The 23,468-nt window shown below is 39.6% G+C and carries 25 protein-coding genes; 24 read left to right on the top strand and 1 reads right to left on the bottom strand.

Annotated elements, in window-relative coordinates; genetic code table 11:
• Positions 1 to 169: 169 nt before the first annotated feature.
• The 21 genes from RG571_RS05620 to RG571_RS05520 all read left to right on the top strand — a co-directional run bounded on the left by RG571_RS05620 (position 170) and on the right by RG571_RS05520 (position 16,437).
• The gene (locus tag RG571_RS05620; RefSeq protein ID WP_002287610.1) at positions 170 to 610 is read left to right on the top strand and encodes a MarR family winged helix-turn-helix transcriptional regulator; all 441 of its coding nucleotides are present in this window, start codon (positions 170 to 172) and stop codon (positions 608 to 610) included.
• Between the two features lie 9 nt (positions 611 to 619).
• A complete protein-coding gene (locus tag RG571_RS05615) occupies positions 620 to 1,582 on the top strand; it encodes a beta-ketoacyl-ACP synthase III (RefSeq protein WP_131774350.1) in 963 nt (320 codons plus the stop codon).
• 52 nt (positions 1,583 to 1,634) lie between these two features.
• Complete coding sequence (locus RG571_RS05610; RefSeq protein ID WP_002287614.1) at positions 1,635 to 1,859, top strand: acyl carrier protein; 225 nt, start codon at positions 1,635 to 1,637, stop codon at positions 1,857 to 1,859.
• Between the two features lie 106 nt (positions 1,860 to 1,965).
• Complete coding sequence (gene fabD / locus RG571_RS05605) at positions 1,966 to 2,883, top strand: ACP S-malonyltransferase (RefSeq protein ID WP_002339663.1); 918 nt, start codon at positions 1,966 to 1,968, stop codon at positions 2,881 to 2,883.
• Between the two features lie 11 nt (positions 2,884 to 2,894).
• Complete coding sequence (gene fabG / locus RG571_RS05600) at positions 2,895 to 3,632, top strand: 3-oxoacyl-[acyl-carrier-protein] reductase (protein WP_002339664.1); 738 nt, start codon at positions 2,895 to 2,897, stop codon at positions 3,630 to 3,632.
• Positions 3,633 to 3,650: 18 nt separating this feature from the next.
• Positions 3,651 to 4,886 (top strand): beta-ketoacyl-ACP synthase II, encoded by a 1,236-nt coding sequence (gene fabF / locus RG571_RS05595; protein ID WP_002339665.1) that lies wholly within the window; start codon positions 3,651 to 3,653, stop codon positions 4,884 to 4,886.
• A 2-nt stretch (positions 4,887 to 4,888) separates the two neighbouring features.
• The gene (gene accB, locus RG571_RS05590; RefSeq protein WP_308947532.1) at positions 4,889 to 5,365 is read left to right on the top strand and encodes an acetyl-CoA carboxylase biotin carboxyl carrier protein; all 477 of its coding nucleotides are present in this window, start codon (positions 4,889 to 4,891) and stop codon (positions 5,363 to 5,365) included.
• A 24-nt stretch (positions 5,366 to 5,389) separates the two neighbouring features.
• Positions 5,390 to 5,809, top strand: coding sequence for a 3-hydroxyacyl-ACP dehydratase FabZ (gene fabZ / locus RG571_RS05585; protein ID WP_002287621.1), 420 nt, complete (start codon positions 5,390 to 5,392; stop codon positions 5,807 to 5,809).
• A 7-nt stretch (positions 5,810 to 5,816) separates the two neighbouring features.
• On the top strand, positions 5,817 to 7,196 hold the full coding sequence (locus RG571_RS05580) for an acetyl-CoA carboxylase biotin carboxylase subunit (RefSeq protein ID WP_002339666.1): 1,380 nt from the start codon (positions 5,817 to 5,819) through the stop codon (positions 7,194 to 7,196).
• Positions 7,197 to 8,066, top strand: a complete 870-nt coding sequence (gene accD / locus RG571_RS05575) for an acetyl-CoA carboxylase, carboxyltransferase subunit beta (RefSeq protein ID WP_002287623.1) — start codon at positions 7,197 to 7,199, stop codon at positions 8,064 to 8,066.
• Positions 8,059 to 8,844, top strand: a complete 786-nt coding sequence (locus tag RG571_RS05570; protein ID WP_002290847.1) for an acetyl-CoA carboxylase carboxyl transferase subunit alpha — start codon at positions 8,059 to 8,061, stop codon at positions 8,842 to 8,844. The genes accD and RG571_RS05570 overlap by 8 nt, the downstream gene beginning before the upstream one ends.
• A 227-nt stretch (positions 8,845 to 9,071) precedes the next feature.
• A complete protein-coding gene (locus RG571_RS05565; protein ID WP_002287626.1) occupies positions 9,072 to 9,599 on the top strand; it encodes a YqeG family HAD IIIA-type phosphatase in 528 nt (175 codons plus the stop codon).
• Positions 9,596 to 10,705 (top strand): ribosome biogenesis GTPase YqeH, encoded by a 1,110-nt coding sequence (gene yqeH, locus RG571_RS05560; protein ID WP_258430282.1) that lies wholly within the window; start codon positions 9,596 to 9,598, stop codon positions 10,703 to 10,705. Before RG571_RS05565 ends, yqeH begins: the two co-directional genes overlap by 4 nt.
• Before the next feature lie 15 nt (positions 10,706 to 10,720).
• Entirely contained in the window at positions 10,721 to 11,032 is a 312-nt protein-coding gene (yhbY, locus tag RG571_RS05555; RefSeq protein WP_002290852.1) for a ribosome assembly RNA-binding protein YhbY, read from the top strand.
• Between the two features lie 9 nt (positions 11,033 to 11,041).
• The gene (locus RG571_RS05550) at positions 11,042 to 11,692 is read left to right on the top strand and encodes a nicotinate-nucleotide adenylyltransferase (RefSeq protein ID WP_002287632.1); all 651 of its coding nucleotides are present in this window, start codon (positions 11,042 to 11,044) and stop codon (positions 11,690 to 11,692) included.
• Entirely contained in the window at positions 11,676 to 12,269 is a 594-nt protein-coding gene (gene yqeK, locus RG571_RS05545; protein ID WP_002287635.1) for a bis(5'-nucleosyl)-tetraphosphatase (symmetrical) YqeK, read from the top strand. Before RG571_RS05550 ends, yqeK begins: the two co-directional genes overlap by 17 nt.
• 20 nt (positions 12,270 to 12,289) lie before the next feature.
• Positions 12,290 to 12,649 (top strand): ribosome silencing factor, encoded by a 360-nt coding sequence (gene rsfS / locus RG571_RS05540; RefSeq protein WP_077940756.1) that lies wholly within the window; start codon positions 12,290 to 12,292, stop codon positions 12,647 to 12,649.
• A 3-nt stretch (positions 12,650 to 12,652) separates the two neighbouring features.
• A complete protein-coding gene (locus RG571_RS05535; RefSeq protein WP_002339667.1) occupies positions 12,653 to 13,393 on the top strand; it encodes a class I SAM-dependent methyltransferase in 741 nt (246 codons plus the stop codon).
• Positions 13,394 to 13,609: 216 nt separating this feature from the next.
• On the top strand, positions 13,610 to 14,761 hold the full coding sequence (locus RG571_RS05530; RefSeq protein ID WP_002339668.1) for a nucleotidyltransferase: 1,152 nt from the start codon (positions 13,610 to 13,612) through the stop codon (positions 14,759 to 14,761).
• A gap of 130 nt (positions 14,762 to 14,891) precedes the next feature.
• Positions 14,892 to 15,611, top strand: a complete 720-nt coding sequence (locus tag RG571_RS05525; protein ID WP_002287641.1) for a YebC/PmpR family DNA-binding transcriptional regulator — start codon at positions 14,892 to 14,894, stop codon at positions 15,609 to 15,611.
• Positions 15,612 to 15,789: 178 nt separating this feature from the next.
• Positions 15,790 to 16,437 (top strand): hypothetical protein, encoded by a 648-nt coding sequence (locus RG571_RS05520; protein ID WP_002319388.1) that lies wholly within the window; start codon positions 15,790 to 15,792, stop codon positions 16,435 to 16,437.
• 92 nt (positions 16,438 to 16,529) lie between these two features.
• Here RG571_RS05520 and helD read toward each other — a convergent pair whose 3' ends face one another.
• Positions 16,530 to 18,809: an RNA polymerase recycling motor HelD gene (helD, locus tag RG571_RS05515; RefSeq protein WP_002339669.1), complete on the bottom strand. Its 2,280-nt coding sequence runs from the start codon at positions 18,807 to 18,809 to the stop codon at positions 16,530 to 16,532.
• Positions 18,810 to 19,086: 277 nt separating this feature from the next.
• Here helD and RG571_RS05510 point away from each other — a divergent pair, with 277 nt between their 5' ends.
• From RG571_RS05510 to thrS, 3 genes are all read left to right on the top strand, one after another.
• Entirely contained in the window at positions 19,087 to 20,910 is a 1,824-nt protein-coding gene (locus tag RG571_RS05510) for a heavy metal translocating P-type ATPase (RefSeq protein WP_002339670.1), read from the top strand.
• A gap of 46 nt (positions 20,911 to 20,956) precedes the next feature.
• Entirely contained in the window at positions 20,957 to 21,136 is a 180-nt protein-coding gene (locus tag RG571_RS05505) for a 2-hydroxymuconate tautomerase (protein WP_002287649.1), read from the top strand.
• A gap of 336 nt (positions 21,137 to 21,472) precedes the next feature.
• Positions 21,473 to 23,413, top strand: a complete 1,941-nt coding sequence (gene thrS / locus RG571_RS05500; RefSeq protein ID WP_002339671.1) for a threonine--tRNA ligase — start codon at positions 21,473 to 21,475, stop codon at positions 23,411 to 23,413.
• Positions 23,414 to 23,468 lie beyond the last annotated feature (55 nt).

The following is a 23,468-nucleotide window of genomic DNA, read 5'->3' as shown; positions in this document are numbered from 1 at the left end:
TAAAAGAAATTATAAATGCTGATTTATCAGTTGTTTTAAATGAGTAAAATCTTAAAAAAAGCTCATATAGTAAAAAAATGATCTTTTAAGGTTGCATTTTGAAAAAAGTTAAGATATAGTTTGAACATCAAAAGATTTGATAATCAAACTAATTAGTGGACGGTGGAACATGGAACCAGATTTAAAAACAGTAAATGATTATCTTGTTAGTGTCTTCAATGATATTTTGACAATCGAAGAGTCTGAGCTGAAAAAATCTCAATTCAAAGATCTGTCAATCACAGAGATGCACACGATCGAGGCAATCGGGATGTACAAGAAAAAAACAACTTCAGAAGTAGCCAAAGAACTATCAATTACTGTTGGGACCTTGACCACTGCTATTAACAAGTTAGTAAAAAAAGGCTATGTCGAACGTATCCGCAGTGAAGATGACCGCCGCGTTGTAAAGTTGGGACTAACGAAAAAAGGAAAGTTACTATTTCGGGTCCATCAGCATTTTCATCGTGAAATGGTCAAGAACATCTTAGACGGAATGGCTACGGAGGAACAGCATGCCTTGCTGGATGCACTGAAAAACTTGCACGACTTCTTGCAAGACTATAAGTGAGGGTATTTAATGGAACAATTTGGAATGATTACTGCAACAGCCAGCGTCCTTCCTGAAAAGATTATTACTAATAATGATCTTTCCAAGATGATGGATACCTCTGATGAATGGATTTCGTCAAGGACGGGTATTCGTGAACGAAGATGTGTAACAAATCATGAGACTTCTGATTTATGCATTTTAGTGGCGGAAAAATTGATAAAACAGAAAAATCTAAACCCTAAAGATTTGGATTTTATTTTAGTAGCAACAATGTCGCCCGATTACACGACACCATCTGTAGCAGCACAAGTACAAGGGAAATTGGGAGCAACTCATGCTATCGCTTTTGATATCAGTGCTGCGTGCTCAGGATTTGTTTATGCGTTAAGCATGGCTGAAAAAATGATCCGCTGCGGCTCAACTAAGGGACTGGTGATTGGTGGTGAAACACTATCTAAGCTAATCGATTGGTCTGATCGTACGACTGCTGTGTTGTTTGGCGATGGAGCAGGTGGAATTCTCTTAGAAGCGAATCCACAGAAAAAATTGCTGAAAGAAAAATTAGCAGCTGACGGTACCAGAAGTAGCTCATTGACCGCTGGCTACCAGCAAAATAAAAATCCGTTCTATTCAGAAGATTCAGAAGGTTCGTATTATTTGCAAATGACTGGCAGAGATATTTTTGATTTTGCCGTACGAGACGTTGCAAACAATATCCAAGAAGTCATGAAAGACAAACCAGTTGATTATCTGCTTTTGCATCAGGCAAACCTCAGAATTATTGAGAAAATTGCCCGAAAAGTAAAGATGCCGCAAGAAAAGTTCCTGACCAATATGGATAAATATGGGAATACATCTGCTGCAAGCATCCCTATCTTATTGGATGAAGCAGTTTCTAGTGGAAAGATCACCTTGGGAAAACAGCAGAAAGTAATATTTACAGGCTATGGCGGAGGTTTAACATGGGGAAGTATTCTCATGGAGTTGTAGACTGTTAAATTATAAAAATAAAAAGCAAACAATATCGGAGGAATATATTATTATGGTATTCGAAAAAATTCAAGAAATCATCGCAGAAGAATTAGGAAAAGAAACTGAAGAAATCAAATTGACTACTGACATCCAAGAAGACTTAGAAGCTGACAGCTTGGATTTATTCCAAATCATCAATGAAATTGAAGATGAATTTGACGTGAAAATCGAAACAGAAGACGGAATCAAAACGGTTCAAGATTTAGTGACTTACGTAGAAAAACAAACTGCATAATCATTAAAATTAGGTTGGGGGCTGGGACATTTCCTGAAATAGGAATGTCTCGGCCTTTTTGAATAGGAAGAATCAACCATATATTCTGGATATATTGGAGAAAAACATGAAAACAGCATTCTTATTTAGTGGCCAAGGTGCACAATATCAAGGTATGGGAAAAGATTTATATGAAGAAGCCGTTGTAAAGCAGACATTTGATGAAGCAAGTGAGATTCTCGGCTACGATATGGCCGACCTCTGCTTTTCAGAAAATGAACGTTTGGATCAGACACAATATACACAGCCAGCTATTCTAACAGTCAGCATTGCGTATTATCGCTTATTGAAGGAGCATGGAATCGTCCCAGATGCAGCTTTAGGACTGAGTTTAGGAGAATATTCGGCATTAGTAGCCAGTGATGCGTTATCCTTCACTGAAGCCGTTGCACTAGTAGCAAAGAGAGGCGCTTATATGACGGAAGCTGCCCCAGCTGGAAGCGGAAAAATGGTCGCAGTAATGAATGCACCGATTGAGACGATTGAGGAAAGCTGTCATGAAGCAAGCAAGTACGGCATCGTGTCTCCTGCTAATTACAATACACCTCAGCAGATCGTGATCGGTGGCGAAGAAAAAGCCGTAGATGAAGCTGTTTTGCTCTTAAAAGAAAAAGGAATCAAAAGGATGATCCCACTAAATGTCAGTGGACCTTTCCATACAGCTATTTTAGCACCAGCATCAAAAAAACTGGCGAAGGACCTAAGTCAGATTCAATTCTCTGAACCTTCTTTTCCTATCATAAGCAACACAACAACGGAAATAATGAAGAAAGAAACAATCGCGGGACTACTTGAACAGCAAGTCATGCAACCTGTTCGTTTCTATGAGAGTATCCATAAGTTAAAAACAATCGGCATCGAACAAGTCATCGAAGTCGGCCCCGGAAAAGTATTAAGCGGATTTATGAAAAAAATCGATAAAACAATACCAGTTCTGCGTGTTGATAATAAGCAGACATTTGATGAAACAATAGCAATACTATAAGGAGGAACGTTATGGATGTAAAAGGAAAAAATGTATTTATCACAGGTAGTACAAGAGGAATCGGCAAAGCGATGGCCTTAGCTTTTGCAAAAGCTGGAGCAAATATCATTTTGAATGGTCGCGGAGAGATTCCAAAAGAAAAGATAGAAGAAATCGAAGCATTCGGTGTAAAATGCATAGGAGTTTCCGGTGACATCTCTGATTATGAGAAAGCAGGACAAATGATCAAAGAAGCAGAAGAAAAGCTTGGATCGATCCATATCTTAGTAAACAATGCCGGAATCACAAATGACAAACTTGTGATGCGAATGGATGCAGAAGATTTCAAAAAATGTCTGGATATCAATTTGATCGGTACCTTCAATATGACGCAACACGTTTTGAAAAAAATGATGAAGCAGCGAGAAGGGGCCATCATTAATCTCTCTAGTGTATCTGGGTTGATTGGAAATATTGGTCAAGCAAATTATGCAGCTAGTAAAGCTGGCGTAGTAGGATTAACAAAATCTGTGGCACGAGAAGCTGCAACTAGAGGCATTACATGTAATGCCATTGCGCCAGGATTCATCACAACTGATATGACGGAAGTTTTAGCAGACAAAGTCAAGGAACAAGCGGAAAAGCAAATTCCGATGCAGCGTTTCGGACAAGTAGAAGATATTGCACAAACAGCAGTTTTCTTAGCACAAAATCCATATATCACCGGACAAGTCATCAATGTCGATGGCGGATTGGTCATGCACGGATAAGAAAAGGAGAGCAAACAAATGAATCGAGTGGTAATTACTGGCTATGGAGTCACTTCACCTATTGGAAATGACGCAGACAGCTTTTTGAATAGCTTAAAAGAGGGTACGAATGGCATCGCACCGATCACTAAATTTGATGCTTCAGAAACAGGGATTACCTTAGCGGGTGAAGTCAAAGATTTCCCTTACGATAAATATTTTATTAAAAAAGATAGCAAACGAATGGATATGTTTTCGATCTATGGAATCTACGCTGCTTTAGAAGCAATGGAGATGAGCGGTTTAGATAAGGAAAAAATGAATCAAGACCGGTTTGGCGTCATCATCGGATCTGGGATCGGTGGTCTTCCAACAATCGAAAACCAAGTTATTCGTCTACATGAAAAAGGTGCAAAACGAGTTTCTCCAATGTTCGTACCAATGGCGATTGCCAACATGGCAGCTGGAAATATTGCTTTGCGCGTAGGTGCAAAAGGTATTTGTACAGCTATCGTAACAGCTTGTGCTAGCGGAACGAATTCAATTGGGGAAGCATTCCGTAACATCAAACATGGCTATTCTGATGTCATTCTTGCTGGAGGAACAGAAGCAACGATTTGTGAGATGGGGATTGCTGGATTTGCAGCTTTAACAGCACTCTCAGAATCAACTGATCCTAATCGTGGTTCGATTCCGTTTGACGAAAATCGGAATGGTTTTGTGATGGGTGAAGGAGCAGGCGTTCTAGTTCTTGAATCTTTAGAACATGCACAAGCTCGCGGTGCCAAAATCTATGGAGAAATCGTTGGATACGGTGCAAACTGTGACGCTTACCATATGACAGCTCCTACTCCAGATGGTTCTGGTGCATCTAAAGCAATGAAGCTTGCGATGGAAGAAGCTGGTGTACAGCCGGAACAAGTCGGATATATCAATGCTCACGGAACAAGTACACCAGCCAATGATCAGGCAGAAGCAAAAGCAATCCAAATCGCATTAGGTAAAAATTTCAGAGATACTTACGTCAGCAGCACGAAATCGATGACTGGACATTTATTGGGAGCAGCCGGCGGGATCGAAGCCTTGGCAACTTTGCTGGCATTAGAACATCAATTTATCCCGCCTACGATCAATGTAGAAAAACAAGATCCTGAGATTGACTTGACAGTTGTCAAAAACGAAAGCAAACCTGCAAGTTTTACTTATGCAATGAGTAATTCATTAGGGTTTGGCGGACATAATGCGGTTCTGTGCATGAAACGCTGGGAGGAATAATTTTGGATATCAATGAAATCAGAGAATTAGTCAGTCAATTTGATCAATCCTCGCTAACGGAATTCGATTTGCGTGAAGGTCAATTTGAATTGTATATGAATAAAAATAAAACAAGTCGAGGCATGAATATGGTTCAAACAAACGAAACGTTGCCAGTTTCGGAGCCAGTCAATGTCATACCTGAACAAGCAACAACTGCTCCAGAAACAATGAAAGAAAAAGAATCGGCAGTATTTGATGGAATCGAGGTTGTTTCGCCAATCATGGGAATCGTTTATCTGCAACCGGCGCCCGACAAACCAGCTTTCAAAAAAGTAGGTGATCAAGTTGCCAAAGGAGAAGTTATCTGCATTATTGAAGCGATGAAACTGATGAATGAGATAACTAGTGAGGCCGACGGAGTGATCACAGAAATCCTTGTAGAAAACGAGTCAGTTGTCGAATATGGACAGCCACTCTTTAGGATTCAGCAAAAATAAGCAAAGCAGGAAAGAGGGAAATCAATGAACATACAAGAAATAAAAGAAATCATTCCACATCGTTATCCAATGCTTTTGATTGATCGAGTGGAAGAAATGGTTGAAGGAGAACGGATCGTTGCTAAGAAAAATGTAACGATCAATGAGCCCTTTTTTCAAGGACATTTTCCAGAAGAACCTGTTATGCCAGGGGTATTGATTGTTGAAGCAATGGCTCAAGCAGGAGCAGTTGCATTACTTTCTCTTGAACAATTCAAGGGAAAGACGGCTTATTTCGGCGGATTGGACAAAGCAAAATTCCGTAAGAAAGTTACACCGGGAGATACCTTATACCTTGAAGTTGAGATATTGAAAGTGAAAGCTTCAGCCGGAATAGGCAAAGGAATCGCTAAAGTAGACGGTAAAAAAGTAGCCGAAGCGGAATTAACCTTTATGATTGGATAGGTGAAATATGTTTTCTAAAGTATTGATAGCTAACCGCGGTGAAATCGCTGTACGTATCATTCGTGCATGCCGCGAACTAGGGATCCAAACCGTAGCGATATATTCAGAAGCAGATGCCGAAGCACTTCATACACAGTTAGCAGATGAAGCAATCTGCATTGGCCCGGCAAAAGTCGTTGATTCATATCTGAATGTTCAGGAAGTACTGAGCGCTGCAATCGTGACAAAAGCCGAAGCAATTCATCCAGGATTTGGTTTTTTATCTGAAAATAGCCGATTTGCCTCCATGTGTGAAGAGTGCAATATCACATTTATTGGTCCTAAAAGTGCAACGATCGATGCAATGGGAAATAAGATCAATGCGCGTCAATTGATGCAAGAAGCAAATGTCCCAGTCATTCCAGGAAGTACTGGTGTATTATCTACAGTAGAAGAAGCATTGGAAATAGCAGACAGAATTGGTTATCCAGTGATGCTGAAAGCAGCTGCAGGTGGTGGCGGGAAAGGCATTCGGAAAGTTCAATCAAAAGAAGAGCTCCCACAGCATTTTTCTTCAGCTCAGCAAGAAGCAGCAGCGGCATTTGGAAATGATGATATGTATTTGGAAAAAATCATTTATCCTGCTCGCCATATAGAAGTTCAGATCTTAGGTGATCGATTTGGTCATGTCATTCATTTAGGTGAGCGAGATTGTTCTTTACAACGCAACAATCAAAAAGTACTGGAAGAATCTCCTTCTGTAGTGATCTCACAAACAAAAAGAGAAGCACTAGGAGACGCTGCTGTTCGAGCAGCTAAAGCAGTCAATTATGAAAATGCCGGAACGATCGAGTTTCTGATAGATGAAGAAGGCGATTTTTATTTCATGGAAATGAATACTCGAATCCAAGTGGAACATCCAGTAACAGAAATGGTCACAGGAATCGATTTAGTAAAAAAACAGGTGGAGATAGCAGCCGGTGAGCCTTTGAATGTGTGTCAAGAAGAAGTAGTATTCCAAGGACACGCAATCGAATGTCGGATTAATGCAGAAAATCCTGCTTTCCATTTTGCTCCTTCTCCAGGGAAGATCCAAAACTTACTGCTTCCAGCAGGTGGGATGGGACTGCGAGTAGACAGTGCAGTTTACCCGGGATATACGATCCCGCCATATTATGATTCAATGATTGCAAAAATAATCGTCCATGGAAATACGCGTTTTGAAGCATTAATGAAGATGCAGCGAGCCTTAAGTGAATTTATCACAGAAGGAATCATCACGAACGCAGAATTTCAGATGGATTTGATTAGTCATCCTGCAGTCATAGCAGGTGATTACAGCACAGCATTTTTACAAGAAGAATTTTTACCGAATTGGACACCAGAAACGGAGATAGGAGGCGCATAGATGGCTCTGTTTAAGAAAAAGAAATATATTCGGATCAATCCTAATAGAGAGAGCAAACCTGCTAACTCGCCATCTGTTCCTGATAACATGTGGGCAAAGTGTCCAAATTGCAAACATATCCTTTATACGAAAGACATCGGTGAAGAAAAAGTATGCCCTCATTGCGGATACGCTTTTCGAATCGGTGCATGGCAGCGTCTAGCTTTGATTATTGATGAAAAAAGTTTTGAAGAATGGGATACGGATCTTGTAACCAAAGATCCGCTAGCATTTCCCGAATATACGGAAAAAATTAAAAAAATGCAAGATAAAACAGGACTTCATGAAGCAGTCCTCACTGGTAAAGCAACCATTCAGGGGATTCCCTTCATTATTGGAGTGATGGATCCTAATTTTATCATGGGAAGTATGGGAACGATTGTCGGAGAAAAGATCACCAGATTATTCGAACGAGCAACAAAGGAAAGTCTTCCAGTCGTCTTGTTCACAGCTTCAGGTGGCGCACGGATGCAAGAAGGAATCTTTTCTCTAATGCAGATGGCAAAAATCTCTGCTGCTGTCAAACGGCATAGCAATGAAGGTCTTTTTTATCTAACTGTTTTAACGGACCCGACGACCGGAGGAGTAACTGCCAGTTTTGCAATGGAAGGCGATATCATTCTAGCAGAACCCCAAAGTTTGATCGGTTTTGCTGGAAGACGCGTCATCGAACAGACGATCAAGCAGGAACTTCCAGAAGATTTCCAAAAGGCTGAATTCTTATTATCTCATGGTTTTGTCGATCAGATTGTTCCCCGCATGGAATTGAAGCAGAAAATCCATACGCTTCTTGAATTGCATACACAGAAAGGATGGATAGATCGTGGATAAGACAGCACATGATGTCGTTCAGTTAGCAAGAGCTAAAGAACGATGGACAAGCTTGGATTTTTTTGAAGAGATCTTCGATTCTTTCGAGGAATGCCATGGTGATCGTTTGTTTGCAGATGACGAAGCGATTGTTGGTGGAATCGCTCGATTAGATGGCAAACCGGTAACAGTGATCGGTATTCAAAAAGGACGGGATCTGCAGGAAAATATCCGCAGAAATTTTGGTTCTCCCCATCCTGAAGGCTATCGAAAAGCTTTACGACTGATGAAACAAGCGGAAAAGTTCAATAGACCGGTGATTACCTTGATCAATACAGCAGGTGCATATTGCGGTGTAGGAGCAGAAGAGCGCGGCGAAGGAGAGGCTATTGCCAGAAATCTGCTCGAAATGTCTGATTTAAAGGTACCGATCATCGCCATCATCATTGGTGAAGGTGGAAGTGGCGGTGCCCTTGCTCTAGGTTTAGCGGATGAAGTCTGGATGCTGGAAGAAACGATTTATGCTGTGCTTTCTCCAGAAGGATTTGCGTCGATTTTGTGGAAAGACGGTAGTCGCGCCGCAGAAGCAGCTGAGTTGATGAAAATTACTGCGCCAGAACTACGCGAGTTAGGAATCGTTGATCGAGTTATTCCTGAAACGTTCAACGGCGAGCAGTTGCCACGATATAAAGTCGCACACATTATGAAAAAAGCGTTGATTGAAAGATTGACGGAACTTGTTCGATTCGACCAGCATGAATTACTGGAAAAACGATACAAGAGGTTCCGCCAATATTAGGTGTTTAACAACTAAGCAAAGAGTAAAGAATGGTTCTTGCTCGCTTAGTTGTTTTTTGTTTCTAAATTTTTCTGTGATCAATCTTTATTTTTGATCATTTTGTAAAGAAATACTTTTTCTGAAAGACGAACGAATATAGAGGTAGTTTTTTTTGCTGATATGCAGTATAATACGGGGTTGAGGAGTACTTTATGTGCTCCTTCATTTTTTGCAGATGAGGAGACAGCATGTTTTCAAATTACAAACCAACATGGATGGTAGAAGCCATCTATCAGATTACACCTGCCCAATTAAAGAATCTAGGCATCAAAGCAGTATTGACCGATTTAGACAATACGTTGATTGCATGGAATAATCCAGATGGAACAGAAGAGTTGCTTACTTGGATTTTAGAAATGAAAAATGCAGGAATCCCTGTTGTTGTTGTTTCAAACAATAATTCAAAACGTGTCGCGCGAGCGATTGAAAAATTTGATCTTTTGTATGTTGCACGAGCAATGAAACCTTTAGCAAGAGGGATCAACATAGCAAAGAAACAATTGGATTTAGCAGATGATGAGATAGTAATGGTAGGCGATCAGATTATGACTGATATACGTGGAGCCAATCGTGCAGGGATACGTAGCATCCTTGTAAAACCCATTATCGCAACAGATAGTTGGAAGACACAATTTAATCGTTTTTGGGAAAAAAGAATTATGGCCTATCTATTAGCAAAACACCCTGATATGGGCTGGCGAGGTGGAATCGAATGACAGAAGAATTACAATGTATCGGCTGTGGTGCCGTTATACAAACAAACAAACCCGGTGAATTAGGATACACGCCGCAAACGGCTTTGGAAAAAGGTTTAGCTTCCGGGGAAGTCTATTGTCAGCGTTGTTTCAGATTACGCCATTATAATGAGATCCAAGATGTCTCATTGACGGATGACGACTTTTTGCGCTTACTGAATGAATTAGGGCAAAAAGATGCATTGATCGTCAATGTGGTGGATATTTTTGACTTCAATGGTTCACTAATCCCAGGACTACACCGTTTTGTCGGTGATAATCCAGTACTTTTAGTTGGGAACAAAGTGGATATATTACCTAAATCATTGAAAAAAACTAAATTAACACAATGGATGAAGGAACGTGCTTACGAAGCAGGAATTCGTCCAGTAGATGTATTATTAACTAGTGCTAAGAAATCTCATGAGATGACGGAACTATTAGAAAAAATCGAAGAATACCGCGATGGACGGGATGTCTATATCGTCGGAGTAACAAATGTCGGAAAATCGACGCTTATCAATCAAATCATCAAAAATACAGCGGGAGTACAAGATGTAATCACAACTTCGCAGTTTCCAGGAACGACCTTGGATAAAATCGAGATTCCTTTAGATGACGGGCATTTTTTGATTGATACACCGGGAATTATCCATCGCCATCAAATGGCGCACTACTTAGGTAAAAAAGATTTGCGGATCATTGCACCGTTAAAAGAAATCAAACCTAAAGTTTATCAGCTGAATGAAGGGCAAACACTTTTCTTGGGCGGACTTGCAAGATTTGATTTTATCAGCGGCAATCGTGCTTCATTTATTGCTTATGTGTCAAATGATGTAAATATTCATCGAACAAAACTGGAAAAAGCAGACGAATTTTATCAAAAACATGTAGGTGGATTATTACAGCCTCCTCGTCCTGATGAAGTCGAGGCATTTCCGGAGCTTGTTCGTTTTGAGTTTTCTTTGAAAGAAAAAACAGACATCGTTTTTGCCGGTCTAGGCTGGATCACTGTAACAGCGCCAGCAGTAATTGCGGGCTGGGCGCCAAAGGGTGTAGATGTATTGAAACGCAAAGCATTGATTTAAGGAAGAAGGAAAATAATGAGTTTAAGAGGAAAACAAAAGCGTTTTTTACGTAGCCAAGCGCATCATCTTCAGCCGATTTTTCAAATCGGAAAAGGTGGGATCAATTCAGCAATGATCGTTCAAATTGAAGAAGCTTTAGAAAAAAGAGAACTGATCAAAGTATCGTTACTTCAAAATACAGATGAGATTGCAGAAGAAGCAGCTCAAGTATTAGAAAAAGAAATAGATTGCGAAATCGTCCAAATCATTGGACGTGTTATCGTATTATACAAACCTTCCACAAAAGAAAAGTATCAAAGGCTATCAAAAGAAGTAAAAGCAATATAAGGAGTGACCATGATGAATACGCAAGCTAAGACATTTGTTCGTTCACAATTATTTCCTGAAGAAATGCCTCAATTCTTAGAGAAGAAAAAGCAAGTAGGGATCTTGGGCGGAACATTCAATCCCGTTCACCTTGCACATTTAGTGATGGCTGAACAAGCTGGCCGGAATTTAGGTCTTGACCGCGTATTTTTGATGCCTTCTTATCAGCCACCTCATGTTGATGAGAAACAGACGATTGATGCAAAACATCGACTCAACATGTTGGAATTAGCTGTGGAAGACAATCCTTTTTTGCAGATTGAAACGATTGAATTAGCTCGTGGTGGGAAAAGTTACACCTATGATACTATGAAGGAATTGACGCAAAACAATCCGGATACAGATTATTACTTTATTATCGGTGGGGATATGGTAGAATATTTGCCAAAATGGTATAAAATCGATGAGCTGACTTCTATGGTCAACTTTGTGGGTATACGTCGACCAGGATACACAACGGATACTCCATATCCTGTAATTTGGGTAGATGTACCTGAGATCGACATCAGTTCCACGAAAATACGTCAAAAGATCAAAGAAGGCTGTTCTATCCGCTACCTTGTTCCAGATAAAGTAATTGATTATATTCAAAATGAAGGGTTGTATGAATATGGACTATAGTAATGAATATACTGCTTATTCTAGAGAAAACCTGATGCAAAAAATACAGATGAGAATGAGCGAACAACGCTTCAAGCATGTGCTTGGAGTAGAAGAAACAGCCGTGGCTCTTGCCAAAAAATACGGTGCTTCTCCTGAAAAAGCTAGTATTGCTGCATTGACACATGATTATGCAAAAGAACGACCAGATGAGGAGTTCAAAATGGTAATCGTAAGAGACGGTTTTGATCCAGAGTTATTGAATTATAATAATGCAATCTGGCATGGTCTTGTTGGCGCTTCGTTTGTAGAGCGGGAATTAGGAATCACCGATGCAGAGATTCTTCATGCAATCCGGGTGCATACGACTGGGGCTGCTAAGATGAGTCTCCTTGACAAAATCATTTATGTAGCAGACTATATTGAACCAGGTCGAGATTTTCCTGGGGTACAAGATGCACGAGCCATTGCATGGGCTGATCTAGACGAAGCTGTAGCATTTGAAACAAAACATACATTGGCCCATTTGCTTGCGCAAGAACAACAGATTTATCCAAAAACAATCGAAACATATAATTACTGGGTAGCAAAAAAATAAGCTGCTCATATTAGGAGGAAATCATCATAGATAGTAAAGAACAATTAAAAATTGCGGTTGAAGCAGCAGATTCAAAACGGGCAGAAGACATTATCGCTTTAGACGTTCGAAATGTTTCCTTGTTGGCAGATTATTTCATGATCTGTTCAGCAAATAGCGAACGTCAAATCAACGCAATTACAGAAGAAATCATTGATAAAGAAGAAGAAAACAAATATGAAGTAAAACGTATTGAAGGAAAAGAAGGCGGAAAATGGGTATTGATCGATCTTGGAGATGTGATCGTACATGTTTTCCATGCACCAGAACGAAGTTTCTATAATCTGGAAAAACTATGGTCAGATGCTCCGCTAGTCGATCTTAGTGAATGGTTGGATTAACATATGGCTTATGAAACATTTGCTTTCATTTACGATGAAGTGATGGACGAAACACTTTATCAGCAATGGCTAGCTTTTTCGAAACGTCATTTACAAGAAGACACAAAAAATATTTTGGAACTGGCATGCGGTACTGGAGCATTAGCGGTTGCCTTTGCAAAAGATGGATATAAAGTGACAGGGTTAGACCTTTCAGAAGAGATGTTGATGATTGCCAGCCAGCGAGCATATGAAGAAGACGCATCGATCCAATTTGTGGAAGGCAATATGCTCGATTTATCAGAAATCGGACAATATCAGGCAATTACCTGTTTTTCTGATTCGCTGTGCTATATGAAAAATAGACAAGAGGTACAGCAAGTGTTTGATGAAGTCTATCAAGCGTTAGAAGAAAATGGCCGATTTTTATTTGACGTACACTCCACCTATCAAGTAGATGAAGTTTTTCCAGAATATAGCTATCATTATCAAGGGGATAATTTTGCTTTTTTGTGGGATAGTTATCCAGGAAGCGAGAAACACAGCATCGAACATTTTCTTACCTTTTTCGTTGAAGAACAAGAAGGGTCTGGTCGATTTATTCGTGAAGATGAACTACATCAAGAGCGTACCTATCCATTGGAAAGTTATTTAAGAATGCTGGAAAACAGCAGCTTTTCGAAAGTCGAAGCATTTTCTGATTTTACAGACGAAGCAGCATCAGAGAAATCAAAGCGCTGGTTTTTTGTAGCATACAAAGACTAGCGGTTTTGCCTGCTCGAGTTAACAAGAAAAGAATAAATCTTCAACATAAATTATATATCCGAACGATATAGGCATTGCTCTTGCAGTGCAGCTTTTCGTCGCAGAAGTATTGTGTTTGCGAGAATAGTTTATATAGTTCGGGTATTTTTTCCGATTTTTGCCTTTTTTTACTTGTCTCTATTTCTTTTTTATCGATAACTATGAAGGAGGATGCGCATGAAAAGCTGCGGGATTATCGTAGAGTACAATCCTTTTCACAATGGACATCGCTATCATGTGGAAATGGCACGAAAAACAACAGGAGCAGAGGTCGTCATTGCTGTAATGAGCGGGAATTTTTTGCAACGAGGCGAACCGGCTATCATCGATAAATGGCATCGCGCGAATGAAGCTTTACAAAATGGTGTGGATTTAGTAGTGGAGCTTCCCGTCGAATGGGCGGTTCAGTCAGCTGACTATTTTGCTAAAGGTGCAGTAAAAATCTTGCAAACACTGGACTGTGACAGTTTGTGTTTTGGAACAGAAGAAGAGACTTCGTTTGATTACAGCAGTTTCGGACGCTTTGTCCAAGAGAATCAAGATAGGATAGAAGAGGCATTTCAAGAACTGTCTGATCAAACGTATAGTTATCCGCAAAAAATGACTGAGGTTTTTCGCAGTCTGTATCCAGATATTACGCTTGATTTTTCTTCGCCAAATCATATCTTGGGATTAAGTTATGCAAAGGAAAATGCCAAGTATGTCCACCCTATGGAATTACATCCGATCCGACGTAAAAGTGCAGGCTATCATGAAAAAATCATCACAGATCAGAGGATAGCCAGTGCAACAGCCATTCGCCATGCGTTAGAAGAAGGAAAAAGAATAGCTGGACTTGTGCCGCCTCAGACAGAAGAAGATCTTTCAACTTGTTCGCTGCAGACTTGGGAATCTTATTGGCCGTATTTGCGTTATCGGTTGTTATCTTCTACTTTGCTGGAACTGACAGATATCTATCAGATGACCGAAGGAATAGAATCGCGCATGAAAACAGCAGCTGCAACTGCTGATAGTTTTGAGGATTTTGTGTCAAAGGTAAAAACAAAAAGATATACATGGACACGGATCCAACGATTATCTTGTTATGTCTTGCTGAATATCAAAAAGCAAGAGATTCCTGTCCAACAAAATAAAAATTATCTTCGACTACTTGGATTTACCGATGCTGGAAGAAGATTCTTAAAAGAAAAAAAAGAGATTTCTATTTATTCCCGAATCGGAAAAAAAGAGGCACAAGAAGCGGAACTGTTAGTTAGAAGTGATCAAATCTATCAATTGGGAGGCAATATTCCGGAACAGAATTTCGGGCAAATCCCAATCCGAGTATAGATAATTGACTAAAAATGAGAAGAATGAAGGAAGAAAGAAAAAAAGCTTCACAGAATCGTGATTCACAAGTATAATGGAACAGGACGTTTTTGCGTTATGAAACTATCAAATCAGAAAGCGAAGTGAAAATATGGGACGTAAATGGGCAAATATCGTAGCAAAGAAAACTGCTAAAGATGCTAATAATAGCCGGATTTATGCAAAATTTGGGATTGAAATCTACGCGGCAGCAAAATCAGGTGATCCTGATCCGCATGCAAACCAAAAACTACGTTTCGTCATTGATCGCGCTAAAACTTATAATGTACCAAAACATATTATTGACCGAGCAATCGAAAAAGCAAAAGGTGCAGGAGATGAAACATACTCTGAATTGCGCTATGAAGGATTTGGACCAAGCGGCTCAATGGTGATTGTTGATACATTGACGAACAATGTGAATCGAACAGCAGCAGATGTACGGGCAGCATTTGGGAAAAATGGCGGGAACATGGGTGTTTCCGGAGCGGTTTCTTACATGTTTGACAATACAGCAATCTTTGCTTTTGCAGGAGAAGACGCTGATGAGATCCTTGAATATCTAATGGAAAAAGACATCGATGTTCGCGATGTAATGGAAGAAGAAGGACAAATCATCGTTTACGGTGAAGTAGCGGATTTCCATAGTATACAAGAAGCATTAAAAGAAAAAGGAATCACTGATTTTTCAATCGCTGAGATCCAAATGATCCCTCAAAACGAGGTAACACTATCTCCAGAAGATCAAGAAACATTTGAAAAAATGATTGATGCACTGGAAGATCTAGAAGATGTACAGCATGTGTTCCATAATGTGGCATTAGAAGACTAAGCAACCAGTTTTAACGAAAAGTATTCAGTCTTTTTCGAAAAGTAAGACAATCTCACTAACAGATTGTCTTGCTTTTTTGTGTGATTTATTTTCTTTTCTAATTCAACCTGTGGTATGATGAGAGCATAAGTATCATGTGAAATGATATGAAGTATGTGGAAGATGGACGGGGAAGAATATGGAAGCAAAAATCACTTTAGAACCTTTTGAACGTATCTTAAGCGGTTACCGCAAAGTAGAAGAGTTAGCTGTGAACGTAACTGATTGTTCAAAATTAGCGCAAAAATACGCAAGATTCGGCGTTGAAGGCTATCGATTAGGAAACTATGTCGGTACAGGGTATCTGAACCGTTATTTAGAGTGTATGGTGGACCGCGCACCAATGCTGATTTATAGACAAAAATATTTGATTCCGCTGCTTTTTCGTCGTTCTGATTCAGCCTTTCGGTTATTTGAAGAAGAGTATCGGATGGAGGCTTTCTTTCTACTATTAGAGTGGAGCTTGAAACATCGTCCTGAAAAAATTCTTATCGAAAGAAATGAGAAGATAGACACGAAAAAAAATAAAGTGATCGATAGTGCATACCTAGCATTTCGTGTATCAGAGATTTTGGATTGTGGCGGCTATCCAATCAGCAATTTCCAATCAATTGACCAGTTCATTGAATGGAATCGAATTTACCGATTGATCGACAATGGCGGGATTGGCCGTCATAGCAAGGTATTTGACCCAGAATATCCAGAAAACATGGAAGAACTGAAAATGATTATTTCGCTTGTCAAATTAAAATATCCTGAAACAGATTTGGATTTATATATAGAATAAATGATCTTAAATGATTGAATTACTTTTTCTGCAATTATTATTGTAAATAAAAAGACAACTGCTAACATTAATGATAGCAGTTGTCTTTTTACTTACAGTACTTTTTTCTCATAAGATGAAATATCCATATTGTTTAACAAAGGGCTTTCATTATTGGAGGTAAAAAGGGTCAATTCATGCATCGCACGTGTACACATGGTGTAAAGGATCAATTTGTCTTGCTGAGAAGAAAAATGTTCTGCATCTACATCCCACAAGAAAACTCGGTCAAACTCCAGACCTTTTGCTAAAAAGGCTGGAAGTAAAATAATGGAACGTTTCATAAAGTCACTCTCATTTAAAATCAGCTGGACTTGTTGTTTCAACTCGTCTGGCAGTTGAGCATAAAGAGCTTCGCATTCTTCTTGTGTTTTAGCTATGATTGCTGTACGCCAATACCGGGCTTTTCCCTGAGTCATTCGAATGGTATCTGCTAACCAATTCAATTTGATATCATCTGTTGTTCCTTGGATGAGCAAAGGAAGGTCTCCTTTTCTTGCTGTTGTTTCTACTTGATGTTCTTTCACAATAAAATGATTAGCAAAATCAGTGATTTCTTTTGTGGAGCGATAGCTTGTCGTTAATTGGAAACGAGTGACTTCACGGTCCACGAAAAGGTCTTCCAATGATCCAACGATCGTTTCATTTCCAAAGACATTTTGATTTAGATCTCCACAGAAAGTCAAATTTGCTTTTGGGAACAAGGCTTGCAGCAATGCCACTTGTGATGGTGCGAAATCCTGCATTTCATCAATAAAGATATAGCGAGCTTTGTGTGTAACCGTCACTGGATATGTTCGGCGCATCAGTAAAAAGAATAGTACAGCATCCTCTTGACGCAATTCTCTTTGACGCAAGTGTGTACGAACAGTTGTCAAATGTTCCTGCCATCTGGTCTCACTGATTTTATGTCGTGTTAGAAGAGAAAGTGGCACAGTTTGTAGAAAGTGGAGATATTGTTTCGTTATATTGACAAATTGATAATTCATGATCCCTCGATGGATTCGACGGAATCTTTTACGTACGATTTGGTTGGCCAGTTTTTTACGTAATGAACGCTCCTTTTGTTCTGTATATTCAAGATTTGGATCTGTTGCGTATAGTTCTTGGAGCTGTTCTTCCGCCAGATCTTTGACCCATTGCTGACGTGTTTCGTCTTTTTGCAGACCGCCTAATTTTTTCAGGAGCTTCGTTTGTAATAGAGAGAGTCTATGATGTAAAGGTAATTGTTCATTTGTTTCTTTATACCATTGGCGAATCGATTCCTTTGATAGAATCGTACGGCCATTTATTTTCATATCACGGAACAAGGGACCGTAGTTTGTGATGCCTTGGATATAGCGATCAATCTGATCGACTAAGGTCAATCCGCTTTTCATCACTTGTATCGGATCTTTTTCCCCTAGCAAAAACCCACTTTCTTGTTGCTGTTCATCTAGTAAAGAAAACTCTGGCAGCAGCTGCACCAAATAATTTTTGAATGTCTGTGTAGGCACGCCGCTTTCACCTAATGAAGGCAATACAGTCGAGATGTAATCAGAAAACAAATGGTTGGGTGAAAATAGAAGAACATTTTCAGCCTCTAGCCACTTGCGATTATGATACAACAGAAAAGCAATACGTTGAAGCAAAGCGGATGTCTTTCCACTTCCGGCAATTCCTTCAATCAGCATCACTTTACTTGTTGTGTCCCGAATGATTGCATTTTGTGCTTTTTGTATCGTAGAGACGATGTTTTTCATATGGTTGCTTGATGATTCATCCAATATCTCTAGCAAAAAGTCATCATTGATTACTTCCGACGTATCTACCATAGATAAAATACGTCCTTCTTGGATTTTAAATTGTCGTTTCAACTGCAGATCGACATCTATTCTATCTGTTTCAGTTTCATAAAATGCGGGACCAATCTCACCTTCATAATAAAGATTGGCAATTGGTGCGCGCCAGTCAATAACGATTGTTTCTTCTGCCAGATCTCTTAAAGAAGCGATACCTAGATATAATGTTTCTGTTTCACGGTCTTCTTTAAAGTCGATACGGGCAAAATAAGGACTATCTTTCATGACAGACAACGTTTGCAGGCGTTTTTGCTGTGCTTCAAGAGTATGGTATTTCAAAAGCAATTCCTGCTCATGTTGGCGATATTCAACAGCAGATTCATAAAAAGCTTCATTGGAACCAGCTCGAATCTTGTGATTAGCTGTGTCTTTTGTCGAATGATTCATTTCCTGAGTCAATTCTTGTTGTTTTGTATCCAGCATATTTTGTTCGATCTGGATTAGTTCGATCGTTTCATCCACGTGCGTTTGTTCTAGTTGTTTCTCATTCATCGCATGTTTGCTCCTTCCGCCGTAAATAACGAATTAAAAGTATAGCATAGTTTTTCGAAAAAAGGTACTTTTTAACTGATGAATCGAAAAAGTAATCCTTGCTGAATATTTTTGTTTGTAGAACTGATGAATTTTGGAAACGCTGATAGTGATAGTTGTTTTCAATTAAGGCCTATTGTTTTAAAAAGTGCTAGTCAAGGACTATGCTTAAGATGAAAGAGGCAGCTGGAAATTTATTACTAACCTCTCTAAGTCACATAAAAGAGGAGAAAAAACAATGACACATTTCAAAAAATTTTTACTTACTTTGCTTATTGGTGGGATAGCTTTATTAAGTGAATTTGTTTTTCACCAGCCGGCCCTTGCATTTGCGATTGTCGCATTTACTGGAGGGATTCTCGCCTTCTTGATGTTTTTGGAAATGATCAAGACGTTACGTTCAGGAAGATATGGCGTAGATGTATTAGCGATTACCGCAATCCTTGCAACATTAGCCGTCAAAGAATACTGGGCTAGTTTGATGATATTGATCATGCTTACGGGCGGAGATAGTCTAGAGGATTACGCGAATAAACGAGCGGGTAAAGAACTGCAGTCTTTGTTAGATAACACCCCAAGAATTGCCCATCGATTCAAAGAAGGAAAATTGCAGGATATAGTAATCGATGAAATAAATATTGATGACCAGTTACTAGTCAAGCCTGGCGAACTTGTACCCGCAGATGGTCGAGTGACCAAAGGAGAATCTTCGGTCGATGAATCTTCTTTGACAGGTGAGTCCCGCCCGGAAACCAAGAAACCTGGAGATCAGATTATGTCAGGGTCTTTAAATGGAGACGGATCGATCCAAATGATCGCTGAAAAACGTGCCGCAGACAGCCAGTATCAAATGATTATTAAACTAGTCGAAGAATCAAAAGAAAAGCCTGCCCGATTTGTCCGTTTAGCTGATCGTTATGCAGTCCCTTTCACGTTGATTGCTTATTTGATCGGTGGTATTTCTTGGTGGTTCTCAAAAGACCCTTTACGATTTGCTGAGGTACTGGTAGTGGCATCACCTTGTCCACTGATTCTAGCTGCGCCCATTGCTTTAGTTGCAGGAATGAGCCGTTCAAGTAAAAACGGGATCGTTGTAAAAACTGGAACAACGATTGAAAAGCTCGCACGTACAAAAACGATTGCTTTTGATAAAACAGGAACGCTTACCAAAGGGATATTGGAAGTAGAGGCGATTCAGCCAGTCAATGGAATAAAAAAAGAAGAGCTACTTCTGTATGCAGCTAGTGCAGAACAGGAATCTAGCCATATCTTAGCTCGTTCGTTAGTGAACAACGTGAAAAACAGCCAACTGTATCCTGTTAGTCAACTGAAAGAAGTGACCGGTCAAGGAATCCAAGCAGTAGTCAATAATCATGAAGTAAAGATTGGACGTGCCTCTTTTGTTTCAGCTGAAGAAATAGAAACGTCCAATACAGCAATCTATGTAACAATTGATCGATCTTTTGCAGGAACGATCCTATTTTCGGATCAGATTCGCCCAGAAGCAGCAAAGACAATCAAGGAGCTAAGAAAACTTGATGTGAAAAATTTGATGATGATCACCGGGGATGGATCTGCCATTGCTCAAACGATTGCAGAAAAAGTCCAATTAGATTCTGTACATGCCCGTTGCTTGCCTCAAGATAAACTGACCATTTTAGAAAGTATCCCTAAAGATCAAAGACCTGTTGCGATGGTAGGAGACGGCGTGAATGACGCACCAGCACTTGCTGCTGCAGATATCGGCATTGCAATGGGAGCTCATGGTTCTACAGCTGCTAGTGAAAGTGCAGATGCGGTCATCTTGAAAGATGATCTTTTACGTGTAGCAAAAGCAGTAGTGATCTCAAAAGATACGATGAGAATAGCGAAACAATCTGTACTGATTGGCATCTTTATTTGTATTTTTTTGATGTTAATTGCAAGTACGGGACTAATCCCCGCATTATTCGGAGCTGTTTTGCAAGAAGTCGTGGATACGGTCTCTATTTTGAGTGCCTTGAGAGCAAAAAAAGATCCAGCCATTTTTCCTGATTCAGTACCCAAGACAAACATAGTATGATAGAATCGAGTTGAAAAAAGAACGATCAGAAAGAGGAGAGAGCATTATGCCATTCGTACATGTCGAATTAGTAGAAGGTCGCAGTCCGGAACAATTAGAAAATATGATGAAAGATATCACGGAAGCTGTTCATAAAAACACGCAGGCACCAAAAGAACACATCCATGTCATCATCAATGAGATGAAAAAAGGAACATACGGTGTAAATGGGGAATGGAAAAAATAAGTTTAGTTTCCCACTTGATTTTTCTATTTATTAGTGGTTAAATAAACACATAATTGATTGATGAGAAAGCCAACTGAATTTGAGAGTCTTCGATAAGAGAGGAAAAGCTAGGCTGAAACTTTTCCAGGAGAAAACCAAAGGATGACCACTTTCGAAACCCTTGTTGAAGCAAGGGCGGTCGGACCGTTACAACGCTTGAGGAACGCATTTGCGTTTGAACATTAGGTGGAACCACGAACTTTTCGTCCTAGTATCTCTTTTCAAGAGATGCTAGGATTTTTTTGTTTTTCAGCTTGATGATCTGATCAATCAAAACATTTCAAGGAGGAAACTATTATGATAAAAATTACTTTTCCAGATGGTGCAGTCAAAGAATTTGAGTCTGGAACAACAACATTGGCAATTGCTGAAAGCATTTCAAAAAGCTTAGCAAAAAAAGCTTTAGCTGGTAAAGTGAACGGAAAACTCGTTGATTTGACTCGTCCAATCGAGGAAGATGCAAGTATTGAGATCATCACACCAGACCATGAAGATGCACTTGGCTTAGTCCGTCATTCAGCAGCTCATTTGATGGCCCAAGCCATGCGTCGACTCTATCCAAATATCCACTTTGGCGTTGGACCAGCTATCGATTCAGGGTTTTACTACGATACAGATAATGGACAAAACCAAGTAACTGCAGAAGATTTGCCGGCAATCGAAGCAGAAATGATGAAAATCGTCAAAGAAAATCTGCCAATCGAACGCCGTGTTCTTTCAAAACAGGAAGCATTAGAAATTTTTGCAAGTGATCCGTACAAAGTAGAACTGATTAGTGAATTGCCAGAAGAAGAAGTGATTACTGCTTATCAACAAGGCGAATTCATCGATTTGTGTCGTGGACCACATGTTCCATCTACTGGCCGTATACAAGTATTTAAATTATTATCAGTGGCAGGTGCTTATTGGCGTGGAAACTCAAACAATCAAATGATGCAACGTGTATACGGGACAGCCTTTTTTGACAAGAAAGCTTTGAAAAAATATATCCGTCTCCGTGAAGAAGCAAAAGAAAGAGACCATCGTAAACTAGGAAAAGAACTTGACTTGTTCATGGTTTCCCCAGAAGTAGGTTCTGGTTTGCCATTCTGGCTTCCAAAAGGGGCAACAATCCGACGCACGATCGAACGTTATATCGTAGACAAAGAAGTTAGTCTAGGTTACCAACATGTATATACACCAATAATGGGAGATGTTGAGTTGTACAAAACATCTGGACACTGGGATCATTATCAAGAAGACATGTTCCCGCCAATGGATATGGGAGATGGCGAAATGCTTGTTCTTCGTCCAATGAACTGCCCTCATCACATGATGGTCTACAAAAACACGATCCATTCTTATCGTGAATTACCAATTCGTATCGCTGAATTAGGAATGATGCATCGCTATGAAAAATCAGGTGCTTTGTCAGGTTTACAACGTGTACGAGAAATGACGTTGAATGATGGTCATACATTTGTTCGTCCTGATCAAATCAAAGATGAATTTAAACGTACGCTTGAATTGATGGTGGCAGTATATGCTGACTTCAATATTACAGATTATCGTTTCCGCTTGAGCTATCGCGATCCAAACAATACAGATAAATATTTTGATGATGACGCAATGTGGGAAAAAGCCCAAGCAATGCTGAAAGCCGCTATGGATGAATTAGAACTAGATTACTTTGAAGCAGAAGGCGAGGCAGCCTTTTACGGACCAAAACTAGATGTTCAAGTCAAAACAGCTCTTGGTACAGAAGAAACATTATCAACTATACAATTAGACTTCTTATTGCCAGAGCGCTTTGATTTGACATATGTTGGAGAAGACGGGGAAAATACGCATCGTCCAGTAGTTATCCACCGCGGAATCGTTTCTACAATGGAACGTTTTGTTGCTTATTTAACAGAAGTATACAAAGGCGCTTTTCCAACATGGTTGGCACCTATACAAGCAACAATCATCCCTGTTTCTGTTGATGCACATGGCGATTATGCTTATGAAATCAAAGAACGTTTGCAAATGAAGGGGTTGCGTGTAGAAGTTGATGATCGTAATGAAAAAATGGGCTATAAGATACGTGCCTCTCAAACACAAAAGATCCCTTACCAATTGGTTGTTGGAGACAAGGAATTGGAAGATGCAACAGTGAACGTACGTCGTTATGGAAGTAAAGAAACAGCTGTAGAAGATTTGAATATCTTTATTGATGCTATGGAAGCAGAAGTCAAAAATTACAGCAGAGAAAACTAATAGGTAAATTTCCTGTAAAAAAGTAGTAGATAGAAAACAATCCGAACAATAGATA

Source organism: Enterococcus sp. FR204 (assembly GCF_031143325.1).
Taxonomy (GTDB): Bacteria; Bacillota; Bacilli; order Lactobacillales; family Enterococcaceae; genus Enterococcus_B; species Enterococcus_B faecium.
This window is presented reverse-complemented; position numbering and strand designations above follow the sequence as displayed.